We start from the raw sequence: 18,296 nt of genomic DNA, 5'->3' as shown, positions 1-18,296 counted from the left end.
GACTGACACACTGGTGAACGGCCAGTACCCATTGGTACGCACAGCAACCCCACGCGTTTGACGCAGTGTACACTGAAACATCCATAATATGTGCACCAGGGCGGAATCCGCCGACAGTTTTCTGCCCCGTGCACCCAGTTGGAGTCACGGGCGCACACTCCAAACGCCGGCGGCAAGCGGCTACATATCCAAGCCGATATCGAGGATCCGCACCGAGTGAGTCAGCGCACCAACAGCGAGGTAATCCACGCCGGTCCCCGCGTAGGTCGCCGCGTTCTCGAGGCTCAGCCCACCGGACGATTCGAGCAGAACGGCAGGTGCTCGTGTGTTCCGACGCTGTACCGCCGCTTGTGTCTGCCACACCGCGAAATTGTCTAGCAGGATCAACTCGGGTTCCTCGGCCAGCACGGCGTCAAGCTGCTCGAGTGAGTCTACTTCAACTTCGCACGACAACTCAGACGCAGCTGCCCGCACTGCCCGCAACGCGCCGACCACCGATCCCACGGCAGCAACATGATTGTCCTTGATCAATGCGACATCGCCGAGCCCCAGTCGATGGTTGACACCACCGCCGACACGCACCGCGTATTTCTGCAGCACACGCAGGCCAGGCAGCGTCTTGCGAGTATCGCGGATCTTGGCTTTGGTGCCACGTACGGCATCAACCCAGGACGCCGTCACGGTGGCGATCCCGGACATGTGGCAGACCAGGTTCAGCATGGTCCGCTCCGCGGTCAACAGCGCCGAGGCTGCTGCCTGCACGGTCAGCAGCGGCTGGCCCGGCTGTAACCGGACACCGTCCCCGACGCGGTCAAGCACCCGGTAGCCGTCGACCCCGAGCATCTCATCGAGGACTAGTAACGCGACATCTACCCCAGCAATTACACCTGGCTCGCGGGGCACCATCGACGCCGTAGCGACCGTGCCGGCTGGCACCGTCGCCTGTGTGGTGATGTCGAGCCCATACTGTAAATCCTCATGCAGAGCACGCCGAATAGTGTCTCGTGCCGCGTCGAGTTCGCAGTCGGACAGCATCGTCAACCCACCGCCGCCAATGCCCCCACTAGCACCGAGTTCTGATCATCGGCCAGCCGGAGCACACTGCTGCGGCCATACTCCGGCACGGCATCCAGGTACTCCGTGCGGTGATGACAACCCCGGCTTTCATTTCGTGCCAAAGCCGCCGCGGTCACCGCCCGGGCGGTCAGTGTCAACGCGACGTCCTCGAAATCACGACGACTGGTTACCAAACGGACCGGTGCCTCATCCAACGTGTTGGACAGCCGCTGCAGGCCGGCGGCGTTGCGCATCACCGCGGCATCCTGGCTCATCGCACGCTGCAGCTCACGGCGTTTCGGTGCGGTATGTGTTACAGGCTCGAGATCCGACGCGCACGAGCACCCAGCCGCCGCATATATAGCCGCAGCCTTTCCGGCGCGGCCACCGACCACCAACCCCTCCAACAAGCTGTTGGACGCCAAACGGTTGGCACCGTGCATCCCAGTGCGAGCCACCTCACCAGCGGCGAACAGCCCAGCCAGCTCGGTTTGGCCGTACACATCGGTGACGATGCCGCCGCAGCTGTAGTGTGCCCCCGGAACAACCGGAATCGGTTCACGAGCCGGGTCGATGCCTGCGTCTCGGCATGCGCCGGCGACGGTGGGGAACCGGGCTGCGAAGCCGTTAATGCCGCGTGCGTCCAGGTATACGCATGAATCGCCAGTGGCTTTCAGCCGCGCGTCGATGGCAGCCGCAACAACATCGCGCGGCGCCAGATCGCCCATTGGATGCACCCCGGCTGTTACCGAATTGCCATTGCTATCAAGCAAAATCGCACCCTCACCGCGGATAGCTTCGGTGACCAACGGCCGCCGCCTGTCGGTGTCGTTGCCGGTACCCGCCACGAAAAGCATAGTCGGATGGAATTGAATGAACTCGAGATCACTAACCGCCACACCAGCCCACAGCGCTAACGCGATCCCATCGCCAGTGGAACCTTCCGGATTGGTAGTCGCGCCGTAGAGATGCCCGAGCCCACCGGAAGCCAAGATCACCGAAGGTGCGCTGACGATGCCCCATCCGTCTGGGTTGAGCACCGCCACCCCATTCACCACAGTACCGTCGTGCAGTACCCGCAACACCAAGTGACTAGTGCGGATGTCCAACACGCCGGCGGCATGGTCGAGCGCCCGCTGCACCTCGGCACCAGTGGCATCGCCACCCGCGTGCACGATACGCGGCCGCGAGTGCCCACCTTCGCGCGTCACAGCCCAGCGGCCGGGAACCGATTCGTCGAAACGCGCTCCGTCACCAACCAATTCGGCAACCGCGCGGTAGCCGTCAGCGACAATCGAGTACACGGCGTCGGGATCGCACATGCCCGCTCCTGCCGCCAGGGTGTCGGCGACATGAGCGTCGATAGAATCGTCAGAGCCCGGCAACACCACTGCAATGCCGCCTTGCGCATAGTGCGTTACGGTCATACCACACCGCTGGTCGGATTTGCTTAATACGACGACGCTACGGCCGGCGCGGTGAGCGGCAAGCGCGGCCGCCAAACCCGCCACGCCGGTTCCCACTACCACCACATCGGCCGCGTATTTCCAGTCGGGACCGACCATTATTCGCTGCCGCCAGGCTGGCCAATTTCGATCATCCGCTGCACACTGCGCCGGCCTGCTGCTGCAATTTCCGGGTCTACGTGAACTTCGTCGGCACCCTCGACCAGACAACGCAACAGTGCACTGGGGGTGATCATCTTCATGTACTTACACGACGCATGTTCGTTGACCGCGCGGAAGTCGATTTCCGGTGCTGCCCGGCGCAGCTGATACAACATGCCAACCTCAGTGGCGACCAAAACTTTGCGGGACTGCGTCTGGTTAGCGACCGCTAGCATACCGCCAGTGGACAAGATCTTAACCCGGTCCGGCGGAAACGCACCTTCACTAGCGAGGTACAGTGCTGATATCGCGCACCCACATTCCGGGTGTACAAACAGCTCCGCGTCAGGATGTGCGTGAGCCTGCTTAGTGAGCTCGTCACCGTTGATCGCGGCATGCACGTGACATTCCCCCGCCCACACATGCACGTTCTTGCGGCCAGTCACGCGACGGACATGAGCGCCCAGGAATTGATCTGGGCAAAACAGCACCTCGCAAGTAGGGTCGATTGCCTCGACCACGTCCACCGCATTTGACGAGGTGCAGCAGATATCGGTGAGCGCCTTCACCGCCGCCGTGGTGTTGACATACGACACCACGGCGGCGCCAGGGTGCTCGTCCTTCCAAGCACGCAGCTCATCGGGAGTGATCGAATCGGCAAGGGAACAACCCGCTCGCTGGTCCGGGATGAGCACGGTCTTGTTCGGGCTGAGGATCTTCGCAGTCTCGGCCATAAAGTGCACACCGCAGAACACGATGATGTCCTCGGGTACTTCGGCGGCAATCCGCGACAACGCCAACGAGTCTCCCACGTGGTCAGCGACGTCCTGGATAGCGGGCAACTGGTAGTTGTGCGCAAGCACGGTGGCGCCACGTAATCGGGCCAGCCGTCGAATCTCGGCGGCCCATTGCTCATTACCTTCCACGCCGGCGTAACCAGCCGGTGAATTGGTGATGCCGGCGATCATGGCAGTCACGTCGCCGGCGAGCGACTTCATGCCATTTAGCACCGTCACGGCAGCTCCTTTCGGCACAGGAGGTTTTCGACTTACAATCGAAAACATGGACCATAGTAGCACCGTCCACGAAGTGCTCGCAGTTGTGTTCCAGGTTCGCCGAGTTACCAAGCAGGTGAAGGGAGCACCGCAAACGGAAAAACCTCAGCTTAACGTACTGTTATGGGAGCGTGCCCGGAATCCGCAACGAGGCACATGGTCGCTACCGGGCGGACGGCTACGCAACGACGAGAACATGACCAACTCGGTTCGGCGCCAACTAGCCGAAAAAGTTGATCTTCGAGAGCTTGCACATCTGGAGCAGCTCGCTGTGTTTTCCGAACCCGACCGACTACCGGGCATTCGGATGATTGCATCCACCTTTCTGGGATTGGTACCCTCTCCCGCCACCCCCGAGTTGCCGCCAGACACCCGCTGGCACCCACTGAGCGCATTGCCACCAATGGCCTTCGATCACAGCCCAATGGTGATGCACGCACGCGCCAGGCTGATCGCCAAAATGTCCTACACAAACATCGGATTCGCTTTGGCGCCAAAGGAATTCGCATTGTCAACGCTGCGTGATATCTACAGCGCCGCGTTGGGGTACCAGGTCGACGCGACAAATCTACAGCGGGTACTGGCCCGCCGCAACGTCATCACCCAGACTGGCACCATCGCGCAGTCCGGCCGCAGCGGCGGACGCCCAGCCGCACTGTACCGATTCACCGACTCGCAGTTGAGGGTTACTGACGAATTTGCTGCACTGCGGCCGTGAAACCGCCCCGGAACTAGCCACACGGTCGTAACCGGGGCGCCCACCTGGACTGGCGGAAACAACGCCGCGTCTACACGCAACGTTGCTAGAACAGTGGATAACGGCACGCACACGAATGTGAGCTCGCTGATCACGTGGCACGATGGTTTGGTCACCGGCCGTTCGTGCGCAAGAATGCCCCGGATGGCCATGAAGGGAGCCTCAATGGTAGAGCTCGGCAATCTGGCGGGGACAAGCGGCGCGGAATGGATCGGCCGCCCACTGCACCAGAAGTTGCAGCGTAAGGTACGCCCGCTGTTGCCGTCGGACGACCCGTTTTACCAGCCGCCACCTGGCTATCATCACGCTACCCCCGGGACTGTGCTGCGCTCCCGCGACGTCGAGGTGGCGTTCCTGGGCCTGATCCCGCAACCCATCACCGCAACTCAGCTGCTCTACCGAACAATGGACATGAAGGGAAAGCCGGAGGCGACGGTGACTACGGTGATCCTTCCAGCTGAGTTTGCTACCGGCCAGCCCTGCCCACTGCTGTCATATCAGTGCGCGATCGACGCCATGTCACCACGCTGTTTTCCATCCTATGCGCTGCGACGCAAGGCCAAAGCCTTTGGGTCACTGACTCAATTCGAGCTTTTAATGATCATCGCTGCCCTCGCCGAAGGATGGGCGATCTCGGTACCTGACCACGAGGGGCCACACGGATTGTGGGGCGCACCTTATGGTCCTGGCTATTGCGTACTGGATGGCATTCGGGCTACCATGGATACTGAGTTCATTGGATTGCCCTTAGCCACGCCGGTCGGTTTGTGGGGGTATTCCGGTGGTGGGCTGGCAAGTGCGTGGGCTGCTGAAGTATGTGCCGAGTATGCACCCGAACTGGATATCGTTGGGGCGGTTCTGGGATCGCCGGTCGGCGATCCAGGCCATGTCTTCTGTCGCCTTAACGGTGGCTTCCTTTCAGGCTTGCCTGCCCTTGTGGTGGCCGCACTCTCACACACCTACCCTGCCCTGAATGAGGTCATCAAAGAGCATGCTAATGACAAAGGGCGTACTCTGCTGGCACGGCTGGAGCAGATGACGACGGTGGGCGCAGTCATCAAGATGGCGGGCAAGGACATCGGCGACTACCTCGACGAGCCGCTCGAAAAAACCCTGTCCAGGCCGACGGTTGCGAACGTCTTCGACAACATCAGGCTGGGTTCTGGGGTACCAACCCCACCGGTCTTGATCGTGCAGGCCATCCACGACTACCTCATCGACGTCCACGACATCGATGTGCTGGCCGACACCTATTCAGCAGGCGGTACCAACGTGACCTATCACCGGGACCCGTTCAGCGAGCACATGTCCTTACACCCACTGTCTGTCCCGATGATCCTTGGCTGGCTGGCGGACCGGTTCGCCGGCCGACCATTAACCACTCATCTGATCAGGACCAACTGGCCGACAATGCTCAATCCGGCGACCTACATTGGCCTAGTACGATTGACAGTAATTGCGGCCAGGGTCATCACCGGAAGGAAAGTACGCCGCCACCGGCCTTGACGGCCGTTACGGCACGGAAGCTTCGGGTTCCACAATGGATACCACCTTCGACGACTTATTGACCACTGGTTGACTGCCGAGGTCGTCGTGTCCATTCGCAGCCGCAAGCGCAGCATACACCAGTGCGGCGATGCCCGTCGGCCACAGCACGGTAGCCGCCACCTGCAACGGTCCGTGCGCGAAGAACACCGGCGGTGCCTGAACGACGTGCGCCACCTTTTGGTCGTCCGACAGCAGTAACGCGTCGAAATTCACCGCACCGTAACGCATCCAAACCAACAGCGCCCCTACCGTTGTCGCAGTTGCGACGCAGGCCATCGAGCCGATCGCGAGCCCGGTCACCATCCCCGGCCCACGGTACTCGCGCCACTGCCACACCAGCACCGATGTCATCACCGCCACCACAGTCAGTACGCCCAACATCAGGCAGGGTGCAACAAAGAAGTGCTCGGACTCATCGCCCAGGTAGTTGTGCACTCGCTCGCCCGTCCGCGTGAACGCAGCTACCACATGGATCGGTGGGGCAATCCAGGCCCACAGCCCACCGATCAACACACCAGTCACTGCAAGCCCCAGCACCACCCTAACGATCACACGCACCCGCGGTGGGCGGAATACCTCAGAAATGTCCGGCGCGCAATGTTCGGTCACCGCAGTACCTCCATGTCGGTCGAGTCCACCTGCCCGTGCCGCGAGCACGTTGCCCGCCAGCCGTCGGGACGAACCTGCACAACCATCCGCCGTCCGCATTCCGCACAAAATCGAGGAGGCTCCAGACCTAACTGGGCCGTTGTGGGCGTCGGAGCGCCCGCCAGTTCGCCGGTGTAGACATTGTAGACGCCCGCACCGATCGGAGCAGAAAGATCCCGAACCACAGTCCTTAAATTTCTACAGGCTGGCATTGAGTGCCTTAATAGGCATTTGCAGATCGTTGAGTAATTCGAGATCGACCTCGGCAGGTCGGCCCAACGTGGTCAAGTAGTTCCCCACGATTACTGCGTTGATGCCTCCCAACATGCCCTGCTTGGCACCCAAGTCACCTAGGGTGATCTCGCGGCCGCCGGCGAAACGCAGGATCGTGCGTGGCAACGCCAATCGGAATGCAGCCACCGACTTTAATGCTTCGTTGGCCGACATCACTTCAAAATCCCCGAAAGGGGTACCGGGCCGGGGGTTGAGGAAGTTCAACGGCACCTCATCGGGACCAAGTTCAGCAAGTTCATTAGCAAATTCAGCGCGCTGCTCGACTGTCTCTCCCATACCAAGGATGCCGCCACAGCACACACCTATGCTGGCATCTCGCACCATCAGTAACGTTTGCCAGCGCTCTTCCCAGGTATGAGTAGTGACGACATTGTTGAAAAACGAGCGGGCAGTCTCGAGGTTGTGGTTGTAGCGGTGCACACCTATACCCGAGAGCTGCTCCACCTGCTCAGCGGTCAATATCCCCAACGAACAAGCGATGTTGATCTCGACTTCGTTGCGAATCGCCTCGATGCCGGCCGCGACCTGGGCCATCAACCGCTCATCGGGCCCGCGTACCGCCGCCACGATGCAGAATTCGGTGGCACCTGACTTAGCGGTCTGCTTGGCTGCCTCGACCAGGCTGGGGATATTCAACCAGGCACTGCGCACCGGCGACGCGAACAACCCAGACTGCGAGCAGAAATGGCAATCTTCTGGGCAACCACCAGTTTTCAGACTGATGATGCCCTCGACCTCGACCTCTGGGCCACACCAGCGCATCCGCACGTCGTGGGCTAGTGCCAACAACTCTTCGAGTCGGTCGTCGGATAGCCGCAGCACCTGCAGCACCTGGTCCTGGCTCAAGCCCTCACCGCACTCTAACACCTGTTGGCGGGCCTGAGCCAAGATGTCAACAGCCACGACGTCGGCATTTTCGGTATCACCAGCACCATTAGTTGGTCGAGTCGCCGCCTGAGTCACTCCGTACTCCTTAACACGCTTTAACTAGGTCCGAGCGCACGGACCTGAAGCTGTCCACCAGGCTCGTCGCAGCCTGACATGAACGATATTCACGTTAGGGTAGCCCGTTTGCACCTGAACAAACTCGATGCCGTCAGCTCGCAACAGCTTGGCCGTCGTGCCGCGGGGTCGGGCCCGCTAAGTCAGTGCGTTGCTGGCAAACACCGAACGTCGCGAGGTTAACTGATCATGTACTCGATGTGCTTGTTGCCGTCCCAGCGGCGCAGACCGGCAAAGTGGCCGTCGATCTGTAACGGCCGGCCCGCAATGCGCAGTGCCCTCCCAAGTTGAGCACCATTGACCCGACGGGCCAGCGTGACATGTGCAGTCCACTGACCGGGCAAGCTGTTAGACAGCGGCGCAACCGCCGCTGACAGCCGGCGTGAAAAGCCTGGAAAACACAGCCGATACACCGCAGTATGCAGAACTAACAGCTCACTTGTCGGCACCACGAGGCGTGCGAACACCACGTTGGCTAGACCAAACAACACCGGTGCACCAATCGTGGCGTCCAGCGGCAGCCGCTGACGCACCGAACCTAGCAGCTTGTCGACCTTGGGGTCGATATGTTCAGCAACGGCCAACGTCATGTGCGGCCTGCTGGCTGGCGTCTGGCTAGGTATACCGGCGCTGGCCAGCTGGTCCCAGATACGACGGATCGCCGACTCGGTGTCGGGATCAAAGACCAGCTCGATCGAATGGACCATCAGCGGACCAACCTAGTTACCCAGTCCCGGTCGAAGGCCATCGCGCTCATCTCCGCGAAGTCCGCAACATCCATCGACCCGGCCCCGGCGGGCAACGTGGCACGCAGTGGAGCCAGCCGAGCCAGTGCAGACCGATTGGCTGTGTGCACCATACTGGGCCACTCCGGCCAGCTACCGATCACCAAGCCAACGTACGAAACCCCCCGTGTAGCCAGCGCCTCCAGAGTCAGCGCGGTGTGGTTGAGAGTGCCCAATTCCACGCTGACCGTGACCAGTGCCAGCGCACCGAGCTCGACGGCGAGATCACGCACGGTGGCGCCCGCGTCGGCGAGTTCGACCAGTAGGCCGCCAGCGCCTTCGACTAAAGTCAAGCCTCCCGCGCGATCCAGGCCGGCGATGAGCTCCAGCAGTTGCTCACGGGTAGGCAATGGCATCCCGGCTTGTTCGGCGGCTGCGGCTGGCGCCAGTGGCTGCGGGTATCGCGCCAGGCCGGTAAGTTCGGCAACCCCAGAAAGCCGAGCCACCTCGGCGAGGTCGTCATCTCCGGTCTGAGTTCCGGTCTGAACCGGTTTACACACGGCTACGTCGAGGCCAACCTGACGCGCATGACACGCCAGCGCCGCACAAGCGACCGTCTTGCCAACTCCGGTGCCAGTACCAGTAACGACCACGACGGTCAACGGCGCGCCATAGAACGGCCACCAAGAACACCCGTCAGCACCTGCCGCGCCACCTCCAGCTCAACGCTGCCGAGAGACGCGCGCGCAGACAGCCGCAGCCGCGACGTACCGGCAGGCACAGTCGGAGGCCGGAAGCAGCCCACCCGCACACCGGCGTCTAGGCAGGCAGTCGCGGCGGCCAGCGCTACCTCCGGATCACCCAACACCACCGAGACTACCCCAGATTGCGGCAGCTCAGGAACATCGCAAATTGCGGCCAGGGTGCGAGCGTGCCGCAGCACCGCCTCTGAGCGCCACGTCTCAGCCTTTAGGATTCGCAGCGCGGCCCGCGCGGCACCCACCGCCGCGGGTGCCAGACCGGTGTCAAAAATAAACGGGCGGGCAGTATTGATCAGGTGAGCGCGCACCGCCCACGGCCCAAGAACCGCACCACCTTGACTCCCAAGCGCCTTAGACATGGTCGTCGTAATCACCACGTCGGGCGCACCCGCCAGCCCAACCTCGTGTATCAGCCCACGCCCACCACCACGCACACCGAGGCCGTGTGCCTCATCGACGAGGAGTAGCGCACCATGCCGACGGCACACATCGTGCAATTCCGCGACAGCAGCCAGCACACCGCTAGTGCTGAACACGGAGTCGGTGACGACGACCGCACGTTCCTTGTGACGTGACCTTAGCGCGCTGTCCACAGCGTTGACATCGCGGTGCGGTGTCACCACCACCCGCGCTCGCGACAGCCGGCAGGCATCTACCAAGGACGCGTGCGAATACGCATCGGAGACGATCAACGAACCCGGGCCAGACAAACCGATCACAGCCCCGAGGTTGGCAGCGTATCCGGAAGAGAACAGTAGGCCGGCGGAGGCGCCAACAAAGTCAGCGAGCTCGGATTCCAACTCGTGGTGCAGTTCGGTATCACCGGTAACCAGGCGGGATCCGGTGGCACCTGCACCCCAGACCCGCAGCGCCTCAACGCCGCCGTTGATGACGTCGGGATGTTGAGCGAGACCGAGATAGTCGTTGGAGGCCAGATCTAGCTCGGTGGCAACAGCTGGGCGCGGCCGCAGCGAGCGGCATAGCCCGGCCCCGCGGCGCTGCTGCTCCACTGTCTCAAGCCAAGCCAGCGGTGACGTCTCGATCGGGGCCTTCATGAGCCTTCAGCCTACGAGTCCGGCGACCTCAACCATCGCTGAGGTGATCTGGGCGATCTCAGCGGGCGGGCAGATGTATGGCGGCATCGCATACACCAGGTTGCGGAACGGGCGCAGCCAGACACGCCGGTCTAACGCCGCCGGGATGGCAACGGTGAGGTCAACTGACCGATCGCATTCGATAACGCCGATAGCACCACACACACGCACGTCAGTCACGCCGGATAAGCCCCGTACAGCTTCGAGTCCGGCCGTCAGGCCAGCCGATATTTCGGCAACGCGAGCTCGCCAGTCCTGGTCCAGCAGCACCTCCACGCTGGCCGCCGACACGGCACAGGCTAACGGATTGGCCATGAACGTTGGCCCATGCATCAACCCGCCGGCCGCACCGACGCTGATGGTATGTGCGATATCGGCCGTGCACAAGGTGGCGGCCAGGCTCAGGTATCCACCGGTGAGGGCTTTGCCGACACACATGATGTCCGGGCTCACCGCGGCGTGGTCGGCGGCGAAAAGCTCACCTGTACGCCCGAAGCCAGTCGCGATCTCATCGAAAATCAGCAGCACGTCATGCCGGTGGCACATGTCGCGCACATCACGCAGATACCGCGGATCGTGGAAGCGCATCCCGCCGGCGCCCTGCACCACTGGCTCGATGACCACAGCTGCCAGTTCAGCGGCATGCCGCGCTAGTTGCACCTCAAACGCCGTGCTGTAGGCGGAATCGTAGTCGCGGGGCACCTGCGAGGCGAACACTTGCCGCGTCACAATGTCGGTCCACAACGAGTGCATGCCACCTTCGGGGTCGCAGATGCTCATCGGTGTGAAAGTGTCCCCGTGGTAGCCACCACGCCAGGTCATCAGCCGCCGCTTGGCCAGCTGGCCGCGGCTGCGCCAATACTGCAACGCCATCTTCACCGCAACCTCCACGGAAACCGATCCGGAGTCGCTGAAGAAAACCGTCTCCAAGCCCGCCGGGGTGATGTCCACCAGCAGCTGCGCCAGCCGGGCCGCAGGCTCGTGGGTCAATCCGCCGAACATGACGTGATTCATCACACCCAGTTGGGTGGTTAACGCCGCGTCCAGCACTGGGTGGCCGTGACCATGGATCGCGGTCCACCAGGAGCTCATCGCGTCGAGTACCTCGATCGGCTCACCGTCGCGGATCAGCGTCAGCCACGCCCCGCGAGCGGCGACCGCGACCACGGGTGATTGAGCCTCCTTAACGTTCGAAGCGGTCGCAGCGCCAATAGTACTGTAAGGATGCCACAGATGGGCGGCGTCGATCACACCGATCTGATCAGACGTCAACCCAGAAGTCGCCCTAGACATAGAAATCGAGAGTAAAGCACGAGGACAGATTTGCCGGCGCCGCGCTTGGCCTTCTCGAGCCGTCTTGCTGGGTCGCGCAAACTCCGACCATCGGGAAACATGGGTCAGCACGGCTGCGCCGCCGCAGCTCCAAGACCGCTTTCCGGCCGACGAGATCGACCACCGGCCAGGAGCTAGCGCTAGCCACAACTGCGATGATGCCGCTGACACCGGCGACCAGCCAGCACGAACACCCCGGTTGCGGATGACCGTCTGGGACCTGACGTGCACAGTCGCGCTATTGATGCTGCTCGTCGTTCTGGTCGCGGCAACAGATTGACCAGCACGACTATTCGGTTTCTTCACGACGGTGTGCCCGGCCGGTACGTGCGGACCAGTGTCATATGGAATCGATATGTGGATCCTTATCGTAAGGTCATGGTGTGGTATCGCCGCGGCCTAAAGTGGATTATTCGTATCCCTCTTGCATGGTTGATAAATGTCTTTATTGTCTTTTGGCTGGTCTTGTCATTTGCCTCCTGGTAGTCAACGTTGTGGCCGGTTCTCTGACGACCACCTCCAGCGAACGTTGTTGGCTCTGACGGCACCACTGTGGTGGTTCGCCAATGGTGGGACAACACGTGTAGGTACATGGTGAAACTGAAATCACATCTGTGCAAACAAGATTAAGCGCTTCAGTCACCGTCAGGTCACGTTACGACAAAAAACCTTGGCGGACGACGAACGCTATAGGCCACCGACAATTTTTACTGTAAGAACTACTTACAGTGACTGAATGGAATGTGACTCAGCGGTGATTTACGTTCCCTAGCGGCATATGGCGGCGCTCGGTCCCGGTGGGTAGACCCCGTGTGAGTCATGAATATAGCGGCCGATGTGCGAAGGCAACCGCGCTGAAGCCCAAAACGCCCTTGAGGGCCAAGAAGATTGGGATCCAAATGAATCGCACCTACGCCTTCGTGATTAGCCTGGCACTGCTGGTGCCTCCGATACTCACCTGCGGCCTCGCATCCGCTGACTCGGGCACCAAGACGATGGACTACCAAAAAGTCACCGACATTGTCGTCACGCGCGCTCTCGCACAGTGCGGTGTACCATTCTCCTGGGCCGGTGGCGATGTTACCGGCCCCACTCGCGGGACGGGTACCGATATTAACACTGTCGGATTCGACGCCTCGGGCCTGATCCAATACGCTTACGCCGGAGCCGGATTCAAGCTGCCACGTTCTTCCGGCGAGATGTACAAAGTCGGCCAGAAGGTGCTACCGCAGCAAGCACGCAAGGGCGACCTAATCTTCTACGGTCCCGAAGGCACGCAAAGCGTCGCGATGTATTTGGGCAACGGACAAATGGTGGAGGTCAGCGACGTCGTCCAAGTGTCACCAGTGCGCAGCAAAGGCATGGCGCCTTACCTGGTCCGAATTCTCGGGCCCCAACCGGCGTCAGTGCCGCAAGCACCACTGCAGCAAGTGCCGATACTGCCGGCACCGCAGCAAGCACCACCTAAGCGGGCACCCTTGCAACACATGCCCTCGCAGATGCAAGTGCGACCCGTTCCGATTAGTCCCTCGCGGTAACCCGCCCGAGGCCTGCTAGGCCACCAAACACCGCCACCTGCTCCTTGCTAACAGCACCAATGCTCAGTGAATCCGAGAGCCGTCTCGGCCGGAGTCGCACACTAGGGAGTCGGTGGCGATGTTCGGTAAATTGGCGGTCAATCATGCAGACTCCGTCACCGCCTTTTCAGCCGATCGCCATCGCGACGCCTTTTACTCTGCGAACGCGCGCTGCGGAGCTCTCGGGGTTCTATCGTCACGATCTCGACGGCTTGCGTGGCGTCGCGATCGCGCTGGTGGCCATATTCCACATCTGGTTCGGTCGGGTTTCCGGTGGCGTGGATGTGTTTCTGGTTCTGTCCGGGTTCTTCTTCGGAGGCAATATCCTCCGCGCCACGCTCAACCCGGCCCCCTTATTATCGCCGTTCACCGAAATAATCAGGCTGGCCCGTCGACTGCTTCCAGCTTTGGTCGTGGTACTCGCCGACTGTGCGCTACTCACCGTCTTGGTGCAACCGCAAACTCGCTGGGAGACATTCGCGGACCAGAGTCTAGCCAGTCTGGGCTACTATCAGAACTGGGAGCTAGCCGGCACTGAGTCCAACTATCTGCAGGCTAGCGAAGCCGTAAGCCCTTTACAGCACATTTGGTCAATGTCCGTACAGGGGCAATTCTACATTGCCTTCCTGCTGCTAGTTACCGGATGCGCCTATCTCTTTAGGCGCCCGCTAGGTACCCATATGCGGACCATGTTTGTGGTGCTGCTCAGTACATTGACAATCGCGTCGTTTACTTACGCGACCTTTGCTCATCAGACTAACCAAACTACAACCTACTACAACAGCTTTGCGCGCGCTTGGGAATTGCTGCTGGGAGTGCTTATAGGCGCGGCAGTGCCCCATATTCGCTGGCCGGCCTGGCTGCGCACCGTGGTCGCCACCATCGCGCTGGCCGCGATTCTGTCCTGTGGGACGTTGATCGATGGTGTCAAGGAATTCCCCGGCCCGTGGGCCCTAATACCCGTCGGAGCCGCAATGCTTATGATCCTTGCCGGGTCCAACCGGCAAAGTCGTCCGGGTACCAGTGACAGCTTACCACTACCCAATCGACTGCTGGCGACCGCGCCGCTGGTGGAGTTGGGTGCGATGGCGTACACACTGTATCTCTGGCACTGGCCGCTGCTGATCTTCTGGCTGTCCTATACCGGCCACCACCACGCCAATTTCGTCGAAGGTGCAGCGTTGCTGCTGGTGTCCCTCTTCTTAGCTTACCTAACCACCCGGCTCATCGAGAACCCGCTGCGGTACCGTACACCCGCAAACATCAAATATCCGTCACCCGCCTGCACTACCGCCTGGCAGCTGCGCTTGCGCCGACCGACGATGGCGCTGGGATCAGTGGTGCTGTTGCTAGGCGTCACGCTGACCGCAACCTCATTTACCTGGCGCCAGCACATTAGCGTTTTACGCGCCACCGGCAAGGAGCTCGGCACCCTCAATACCCAAGACTATCCGGGTGCACGCGCCCTGACCTCCCGCGTGCGGGTACCCACCCTGCCGATGCGGCCCACTGTCCTGGAAATCAAGGACGACCTACCGGCCTCTACTCGAGACGGCTGCATCAGTGACTTTGTTAACCCGGCCATAGTTAACTGTACCTACGGCGATGCCAGCGCCAGCCGTACCATTGCGCTAGCGGGCGGGTCACACGCAGAACACTGGCTATCTGCGCTGGACCTGCTTGGGCAGTTACACCACTTCAAAGTAGTGACCTACCTCAAAATGGGCTGCCCGTTGTCCACCGAGCATGTCCCGCTGATCATGGGCAACAACGCGCCGTACCCACAGTGCCGCGGGTGGGTACACACGACAATGATCAAGTTATTCTCCGACCACCCCGACTACGTATTCACTACGTCGACCCGACCGTGGAATATCAAACCCGGCGACGTAATGCCGACAACCTACCTTGGAATCTGGCAAGCATTGTCCGACAAAAATATTCCTATCCTCGCCATGCGGGACACCCCGTGGCTAGTCAAAAACGGCCAACCGTTCAATCCGGCGGACTGCCTGGCCAAAGGCGGCAACGCGGAGTCGTGTGGAATCAAACGTTCCGACGTATTGGCCGACCGCAATCCCACTCTGGATTTTGTCGCACAGTTCCCACTACTGAAGCCACTTGACATGTCCGACGCAATCTGCCGTCCAGACATCTGCCGTGCGGTCGAAGGGAATGTGTTAATTTACCATGGCGCTCACCACCTGTCGCCCACCTACGTACGCACCATGTCCGACGAACTAGGCCGACAGATCGCAGAGAACACGGGTTGGTGGTAGCTAGCGCACCCAGGATCGACCCGAACACAGATAAGGTCAAACGTGTCGTCAAACAATCCAGCCGTGGCTTTGGCACGTTCGGACGCAACGCGCGACCCGGTGTTACCTACTGTGTATCCAGGCACCGCCTATCCACTCGGGACGACCTAATAACGGCGTTGATACCAACTTTCGCTATTCTCCAAAATCACTGACAAGGCTGACTTGTGTCTGATAGCCGACGACGACAGCGAGTCACGGGTCCCTCTCGACAAGGTGAACGGCTATGTCTGGCATGACATCTGCTGAACGTTACCCCGGTCCAGCACTACGGATTTCGTGTTCACAGGCCACTCGATCTGGGGGTCGACCACTGATGTGACCCCAGCAAGCTGCTGCTCGACCCGTACGGGAAATCATTCCACGGTGATTCCACGTTCGGCCAGAAGTTGCTCTCCCACAACGTGAACGCCGTTGACCCGCACGGCGACTCGGCAAACCCCGATACTCCCCCAATGGTCGATTCACTCGGTCACACCATGACCAGCGTGGTGATCAATCCGTTTTTCGGCTAGGCGTTCGACCAGGCACCGCTCATCCCCTACCACGAGACTGTCACCTAAGAAGCCCATGTCAAGAGCATGACACAGACCCACTCGGGCATTCCCGAAGAACTTCGCGACACCTATGCCAGGCTGACTCACCAGGCGATCATCGATCACCTCAAGGCACTCAACGTCACCACTCTCGAGCTGATACTGGTACACCAATTTCTGCACAACCAGCAGCTGCTACAGCTAGAATTGTGAAACTATTTAGTGTACAGCATATTCGGATTCTTTTCTCCGCGCTATCAGCACACGTAGAATCCATAGGCCCACAGTGCAGTAACCAAGTTCAAGACTGTAGTGCGTAACCGACATTAAGCCAACATCCAGGTCAGCCTTTAACGTAGGCTACAACCACACCGCCAAAGGCAACCACCTAGGCCAGACAATCGATTTCCGTAGCATCGACAACGCTAACTAATTACCGAATTGTCGACGAAGGCCTGCGGTTCTACAAGGACTTAACCGGTACCGGAAACAGCATCAATGCCCATCACCCGTACACCTTGCAGCGGATTATGAACTTTCTGCACTACTTGGGGTGCTCGAAATGCACGTCGACAAGTTCCGGTTCGACCTGGCGTCCAGGGTGGCCCATAGATTCTACGATGTCAACCGATTGAGCGCGTTCTTCGATCTGGTGCAACAGGATCCGGTGTTCAGCCAGGTCAAGCTGGCCGCCGAGCCGTGAGACGTCGGCGAAGGTGGCTACCAGGCTAGGCAATTTCCCCAGGCTATGGACCGAATGGAACGGCAAGCACCGATACACCATGCGCAACTACTGGCAAGACAAGCCGGCCACCCTCGGTGAGTTCTCCTCCTGGCTAACCGGGCCATCGGACCTCTACGAAGTAACCGGTCGACGCCCCAGTAGCCAATATCAACTTCGTCACCGCACACGATGAATTCACGCTGGGCCACTCAGTTATCATTCAACGAAAAACACAACAAAAACAACCGCGACGGAGAAGAGTCACAACTGTTCGTGGAATTGCGACGTCGATAGATCCATCGACGACTCTGAAATCCTGGCGCTGCGCGAAATGCGCAACACGTGGACAACCCTGACCGTCAGCCAGGGAACACCTCTGCTCTCTCACGGCGACGAGATCGAGTGTACCGAACTAGACAACAATAGCATGCACTGCCAGGACTCCAAACTATCGGAGATGGATTGGTCATTAGTTGACAATAACGCCGACTTGCTTACTTTTACGCGCAAAACGACACGCTTACGTAAGCAGCATCCAGCGTTTCGTCGCCCTGTCTCTTCGATAGAGTAACCAATCCGAAGCGGTGATGAAGTCCGTGATATCTCCCGGTTGACACCAACTGGCCAGGAGGTGACACACAAGGATTAGAGCAGGGACTTCTATAAGTGCGTGACGGTATTTATCAACGGCGACGCCACTACCGCGTCCAACGCCTGCGGCGAGCTGGTGATCGAAAACTCCATTTTTTGTGTTTCAATGTTCATGACCACGGCACGGAGTTCATAACGCCGCATATAGACCACACTGAAGAGTGGACCGTGGAAGAAAATACCAACGATACTGCTGGTGATGCCAACCTGGTGGTGACCACCTAGTAAAACATTTCAGTGCCGGTACGACCGCTGCTAGTTCTCCGTAAGGCTACCTGATACATAGCTTTTCCGGTTCTTTTCACCTAATCAGTTACAGCTGCGTAGTCCATCCAGCGGATTTAGGTTCACCTTCGCCGACGCCGAAGACTTGCTGGACTATTTCGACGAGCTAAGGGTGACGCATCTTTATCTATCCCCATACTATGACCGCGGTCCACAGGTCCTGCCACGAGTACTACATCACCGACCCGACGACGGTGTCCACAGAGCTGGGCAGTCCCAATGGCTTGGTACGGCTGTCGGCCGCGACACAAACGCGCGGTATAGGCCTGGTTGTCGACATCGTGCCCGATCACGTCGAAATCGACAAAAACAGACAGCACCCGTAG

Annotated in this window: 16 protein-coding genes and 1 pseudogene; 7 read left to right on the top strand and 10 right to left on the bottom strand. The window is 60.1% G+C overall.

The features are described 5' to 3' along the window. Positions 1-180 precede the first annotated feature (180 nt). Genes nadC through nadA form a run of 3 tightly spaced genes read right to left on the bottom strand, consistent with a single transcriptional unit; the run spans position 181 to position 3,661 of the window. A complete protein-coding gene (gene nadC, locus MUBE_RS01505) occupies positions 181-1,035 on the bottom strand; it encodes a carboxylating nicotinate-nucleotide diphosphorylase (protein WP_165849625.1) in 855 nt (284 codons plus the stop codon). Between the two features lie 2 nt (positions 1,036-1,037). Further along, on the bottom strand, positions 1,038-2,621 hold the full coding sequence (locus tag MUBE_RS01500; protein ID WP_116539194.1) for an L-aspartate oxidase: 1,584 nt from the start codon (positions 2,619-2,621) through the stop codon (positions 1,038-1,040). Next, the gene (nadA, locus tag MUBE_RS01495) at positions 2,621-3,661 is read right to left on the bottom strand and encodes a quinolinate synthase NadA (protein WP_207801628.1); all 1,041 of its coding nucleotides are present in this window, start codon (positions 3,659-3,661) and stop codon (positions 2,621-2,623) included. The genes MUBE_RS01500 and nadA overlap by 1 nt, the downstream gene beginning before the upstream one ends. A gap of 64 nt (positions 3,662-3,725) precedes the next feature. Between nadA and MUBE_RS01490 the strand changes: the two genes are divergently transcribed. Next, entirely contained in the window at positions 3,726-4,436 is a 711-nt protein-coding gene (locus MUBE_RS01490; RefSeq protein WP_116539193.1) for an NUDIX hydrolase, read from the top strand. Between the two features lie 204 nt (positions 4,437-4,640). Next, positions 4,641-5,981 (top strand): lipase family protein, encoded by a 1,341-nt coding sequence (locus tag MUBE_RS01485; RefSeq protein ID WP_116539299.1) that lies wholly within the window; start codon positions 4,641-4,643, stop codon positions 5,979-5,981. A gap of 6 nt (positions 5,982-5,987) precedes the next feature. Here MUBE_RS01485 and MUBE_RS01480 read toward each other — a convergent pair whose 3' ends face one another. The 7 genes from MUBE_RS01480 to MUBE_RS01450 all read right to left on the bottom strand — a co-directional run bounded on the left by MUBE_RS01480 (position 5,988) and on the right by MUBE_RS01450 (position 11,840). Further along, positions 5,988-6,632, bottom strand: a complete 645-nt coding sequence (locus MUBE_RS01480; RefSeq protein ID WP_116539192.1) for a DUF2567 domain-containing protein — start codon at positions 6,630-6,632, stop codon at positions 5,988-5,990. Continuing rightward, a complete protein-coding gene (gene bsaP / locus MUBE_RS01475) occupies positions 6,629-6,883 on the bottom strand; it encodes a biotin synthase auxiliary protein BsaP (RefSeq protein ID WP_165849624.1) in 255 nt (84 codons plus the stop codon). Before bsaP ends, MUBE_RS01480 begins: the two co-directional genes overlap by 4 nt. Next, positions 6,870-7,928: a biotin synthase BioB gene (gene bioB / locus MUBE_RS01470; RefSeq protein ID WP_116539190.1), complete on the bottom strand. Its 1,059-nt coding sequence runs from the start codon at positions 7,926-7,928 to the stop codon at positions 6,870-6,872. The genes bsaP and bioB overlap by 14 nt, the downstream gene beginning before the upstream one ends. Before the next feature lie 218 nt (positions 7,929-8,146). Further along, on the bottom strand, positions 8,147-8,674 hold the full coding sequence (locus MUBE_RS01465) for a 2'-5' RNA ligase family protein (RefSeq protein ID WP_116539189.1): 528 nt from the start codon (positions 8,672-8,674) through the stop codon (positions 8,147-8,149). Further along, positions 8,674-9,354 carry a dethiobiotin synthase gene (bioD, locus tag MUBE_RS01460; protein ID WP_116539188.1) on the bottom strand — a complete coding sequence of 227 codons (681 nt, stop codon included), beginning with the start codon at positions 9,352-9,354 and terminating at the stop codon, positions 8,674-8,676. Before bioD ends, MUBE_RS01465 begins: the two co-directional genes overlap by 1 nt. Then, complete coding sequence (locus MUBE_RS01455; protein WP_116539187.1) at positions 9,351-10,508, bottom strand: 8-amino-7-oxononanoate synthase; 1,158 nt, start codon at positions 10,506-10,508, stop codon at positions 9,351-9,353. The genes bioD and MUBE_RS01455 overlap by 4 nt, the downstream gene beginning before the upstream one ends. Before the next feature lie 6 nt (positions 10,509-10,514). Next, entirely contained in the window at positions 10,515-11,840 is a 1,326-nt protein-coding gene (locus tag MUBE_RS01450) for an adenosylmethionine--8-amino-7-oxononanoate transaminase (protein WP_116539186.1), read from the bottom strand. Between the two features lie 64 nt (positions 11,841-11,904). On the opposite strand from MUBE_RS01450, the gene MUBE_RS01445 reads away from it, so the two are divergent. From MUBE_RS01445 to MUBE_RS19665, 5 genes and pseudogenes are all read left to right on the top strand, one after another. Then, the gene (locus MUBE_RS01445) at positions 11,905-12,159 is read left to right on the top strand and encodes a hypothetical protein (protein ID WP_116539185.1); all 255 of its coding nucleotides are present in this window, start codon (positions 11,905-11,907) and stop codon (positions 12,157-12,159) included. A 619-nt stretch (positions 12,160-12,778) separates the two neighbouring features. After that, complete coding sequence (gene ripD / locus MUBE_RS01440) at positions 12,779-13,417, top strand: NlpC/P60 family peptidoglycan-binding protein RipD (protein ID WP_116539184.1); 639 nt, start codon at positions 12,779-12,781, stop codon at positions 13,415-13,417. A gap of 143 nt (positions 13,418-13,560) precedes the next feature. After that, complete coding sequence (locus MUBE_RS01435) at positions 13,561-15,735, top strand: acyltransferase family protein (RefSeq protein WP_116539183.1); 2,175 nt, start codon at positions 13,561-13,563, stop codon at positions 15,733-15,735. A gap of 42 nt (positions 15,736-15,777) precedes the next feature. Continuing rightward, positions 15,778-17,964 (top strand): annotated as a pseudogene (locus tag MUBE_RS01430) (glycogen debranching protein). Positions 17,965-18,110: 146 nt separating this feature from the next. Beyond that, the gene (locus MUBE_RS19665; RefSeq protein WP_243632719.1) at positions 18,111-18,296 is read left to right on the top strand and encodes an alpha-amylase family glycosyl hydrolase; all 186 of its coding nucleotides are present in this window, start codon (positions 18,111-18,113) and stop codon (positions 18,294-18,296) included.

This window comes from Mycobacterium uberis, from assembly GCF_003408705.1.
Taxonomy (GTDB): domain Bacteria; phylum Actinomycetota; class Actinomycetes; order Mycobacteriales; family Mycobacteriaceae; genus Mycobacterium; species Mycobacterium uberis.
The sequence above is the reverse complement of the archived record's forward strand: the minus strand, read 5'-3'. Positions and strand labels throughout refer to the sequence as shown.

Excerpts from the sequence above, each read along its gene's own strand:
- bsaP (WP_165849624.1), bottom strand. The coding sequence starts at position 6,883 with ATGCCAGCCTGTAGAAATTTAAGGACTGTGGTTCGGGATCTTTCTGCT.
- MUBE_RS01465 (WP_116539189.1), bottom strand. The coding sequence starts at position 8,674 with ATGGTCCATTCGATCGAGCTGGTCTTTGATCCCGACACCGAGTCGGCG.
- MUBE_RS01455 (WP_116539187.1), bottom strand. The coding sequence starts at position 10,508 with ATGAAGGCCCCGATCGAGACGTCACCGCTGGCTTGGCTTGAGACAGTG.
- MUBE_RS19665 (WP_243632719.1), top strand. The coding sequence starts at position 18,111 with ATGACCGCGGTCCACAGGTCCTGCCACGAGTACTACATCACCGACCCG.
- MUBE_RS01435 (WP_116539183.1), top strand. The coding sequence starts at position 13,561 with ATGCAGACTCCGTCACCGCCTTTTCAGCCGATCGCCATCGCGACGCCT.
- nadC (WP_165849625.1), bottom strand. The coding sequence starts at position 1,035 with ATGCTGTCCGACTGCGAACTCGACGCGGCACGAGACACTATTCGGCGT.
- MUBE_RS01490 (WP_116539193.1), top strand. The coding sequence starts at position 3,726 with ATGGACCATAGTAGCACCGTCCACGAAGTGCTCGCAGTTGTGTTCCAG.
- ripD (WP_116539184.1), top strand. The coding sequence starts at position 12,779 with ATGAATCGCACCTACGCCTTCGTGATTAGCCTGGCACTGCTGGTGCCT.
- nadA (WP_207801628.1), bottom strand. The coding sequence starts at position 3,661 with ATGAAGTCGCTCGCCGGCGACGTGACTGCCATGATCGCCGGCATCACC.
- MUBE_RS01500 (WP_116539194.1), bottom strand. The coding sequence starts at position 2,621 with ATGGTCGGTCCCGACTGGAAATACGCGGCCGATGTGGTGGTAGTGGGA.
- MUBE_RS01485 (WP_116539299.1), top strand. The coding sequence starts at position 4,641 with ATGGTAGAGCTCGGCAATCTGGCGGGGACAAGCGGCGCGGAATGGATC.
- MUBE_RS01450 (WP_116539186.1), bottom strand. The coding sequence starts at position 11,840 with ATGTCTAGGGCGACTTCTGGGTTGACGTCTGATCAGATCGGTGTGATC.